Source organism: Seohaeicola saemankumensis (genome assembly GCF_042678485.1).
Classification (GTDB): domain Bacteria; phylum Pseudomonadota; class Alphaproteobacteria; order Rhodobacterales; family Rhodobacteraceae; genus Seohaeicola; species Seohaeicola saemankumensis.
Genome location: NZ_JBHTKR010000017.1, coordinates 1 through 1,910, shown reverse-complemented (window position 1 = coordinate 1,910; position 1,910 = coordinate 1). Strand labels below are relative to the sequence as shown.

The 1,910-nt window shown below is 57.4% G+C and carries 3 protein-coding genes; 2 read left to right on the top strand and 1 reads right to left on the bottom strand.

The annotated features are described in order from the left end of the window. Positions 1-242, top strand: a 242-nt coding sequence (locus tag ACFQ3C_RS18870) for a cold-shock protein (protein WP_380795234.1), incomplete at its 5' end; no start/stop codon positions are given. 68 nt (positions 243-310) lie between these two features. Here the strand turns inward: ACFQ3C_RS18870 and ACFQ3C_RS18865 are convergent. Beyond that, positions 311-646, bottom strand: coding sequence for a DnaJ family domain-containing protein (locus ACFQ3C_RS18865; RefSeq protein WP_380795231.1), 336 nt, complete (start codon positions 644-646; stop codon positions 311-313). Between the two features lie 467 nt (positions 647-1,113). Between ACFQ3C_RS18865 and ACFQ3C_RS18860 the strand changes: the two genes are divergently transcribed. After that, positions 1,114-1,910, top strand: a 797-nt coding sequence (locus ACFQ3C_RS18860) for a hypothetical protein (RefSeq protein ID WP_380795228.1), incomplete at its 3' end; no start/stop codon positions are given.

The following is a 1,910-nucleotide window of genomic DNA, read 5'->3' as shown; positions in this document are numbered from 1 at the left end:
CTGAAGCCTTGCAAGCCCTGCCTTACCAGCCCGCGAGGGTGAAGTGGTACGATCAGGTGAAGGGCATAGGGTTTGCGAACGTGTTCGGCTTGGCTGACGACGTATTCCTCCACGTCGAGGTTCTACGTGCTGCCGGGATAGCCAGCCTAGAGACCGGCGAGGCGGTCGCACTCAGGACTGTCCAGGGTGATCGGGGATGGATGGCGGTGGAGGTGACGGACTGGTCGGGGTTTACCAGATAGCTACTCTGGGCACACGCATTGGCTATAGTCACGCTACCAGCAAAACAAAGCGATAAAGTCACTGCGGGCTATGACCCCAGAAATCGCCGCCTTGCTTCCACGGCAATGTTATAGCGCTGTTCAAGCTCGGCGATCAAAGCCATCGCAACAAGCCTTGCCTCGTCGCCCTCTGCCTCCCTGTAGCTGGTCTTGGCCGCTTCCAGCAGCTTCTTGATTTTGAATTCCTCCGGCATCGCTCCTGCTTCAGCCATTATCCGAACAGCAACTGCCGTGGCCATGTCTGTGAAAGCCTCGCCAGAACGGTCAGGTAGCGGCTTCCCCTCCCCTTCGAGCCCGCGCAGTTTGCCCTCCGCAAGGGCTTTCTGAATTTGTTGCTCTACGAGGCGTTCGAAGGTTCTGGCCATGGAATATTCCTTGCGTGTCGGCGAGACCGCTCTGACAGAGCCGCGACGACCGGTTCAAAATAGCGACTGGAATCTAAGTAGACACGCGAAATCTTGAGCGAACAGAGTGTCTCGTCCGCACAGCAGCCCTTCAACCTGACCAGCCGTCGCCCCAGTCGTTGCCCCAACGACCGACTTTCACCCCCCTGCTCTCATGCCAGAGCATTGCAGCGAAGGCATCAGTGTTGGCCGTCGTGTACCGTAGGTTCGAATCCTACCGCCCCAGCCAACACTCGCAGATGAATCGAGATTGTTCCCTCCAGGTTGAGGGTGGTCTTTTTGTCCGAATGGTCTGCCCCAGCCGACGGCCCAAGCCTTGAAAAGGATTGACCCTAAGGTTGCCCCTACGTCAACTTTGCAATAGCATGTGATGGGTATCGGTTTCCCTTGATCACCAGTCGTTTGCCGACGAACCCTGATCGGATGTGATGCTACAGCAAGACGACCTTCTGCATGCCATAGACCTCTGTTACGAAGCAGTCGCGGCACATGATGGTTTCCAGCGCGTTGTATCGGAGCTGGGAAGGCTTATCGCGGCGGATGCGGGCGACATGGTCACCGAGGACATCCTTGCAGGCACTACCGACACAATGGGCAGTTTTGGTTTCGATCCGGCCTATCGCGAAAACTATGACTTACAACACCTTGGACAAAACCCATGGGTCGGCACACTTGCCGCAGAGCCGATGGGACGGTTCCATGGCAACGAGATCGATCCGCCGGATTTCTACAACTCTGCATACTACAGCGAATGGGTAAGGCCGCAGGGCTGTCACGCAACGATCGGTGCCCTGCTTGCCTTTGGCGAGGGCAAATGGACATGGCTGGGCTTCACACGCAGGGCCGAACGGGACGGTTTCGATGACGTAAAGGGCTTTTTAAACCAGCTTTTCCCGCATCTGCAGCGCGCCTTTGCTTTCCAGAACGAATTGAATGTTCGGTCCGAACAACACCGCAATCTGATCAACCGGATCCCCAAGCCGGTGCTGCTGATCGGCCCGGACCGGCGCGTGATCGAGATGAACGACCGCGCCGTGGATCATCTGGACAGCGGCCGCTTCATCCAGCTTGACCGCATCGGACGAATGCGTGCGATCCATCCCTGCGTGGACAAAAGTTTGCAAACGTCTATCAGTTCCGCGCTTGACGTCATGTCACAACCCGAGGCGTTCCAACGGCCGTCTGGCGGGTTGAGCCTGCCAGACAGGAAAGGCGATGCCGCGAT

Coding starts and splice junctions, on each gene's coding strand:
- ACFQ3C_RS18865 (WP_380795231.1), bottom strand. CDS start 646: ATGGCCAGAACCTTCGAACGCCTCGTAGAGCAACAAATTCAGAAAGCC.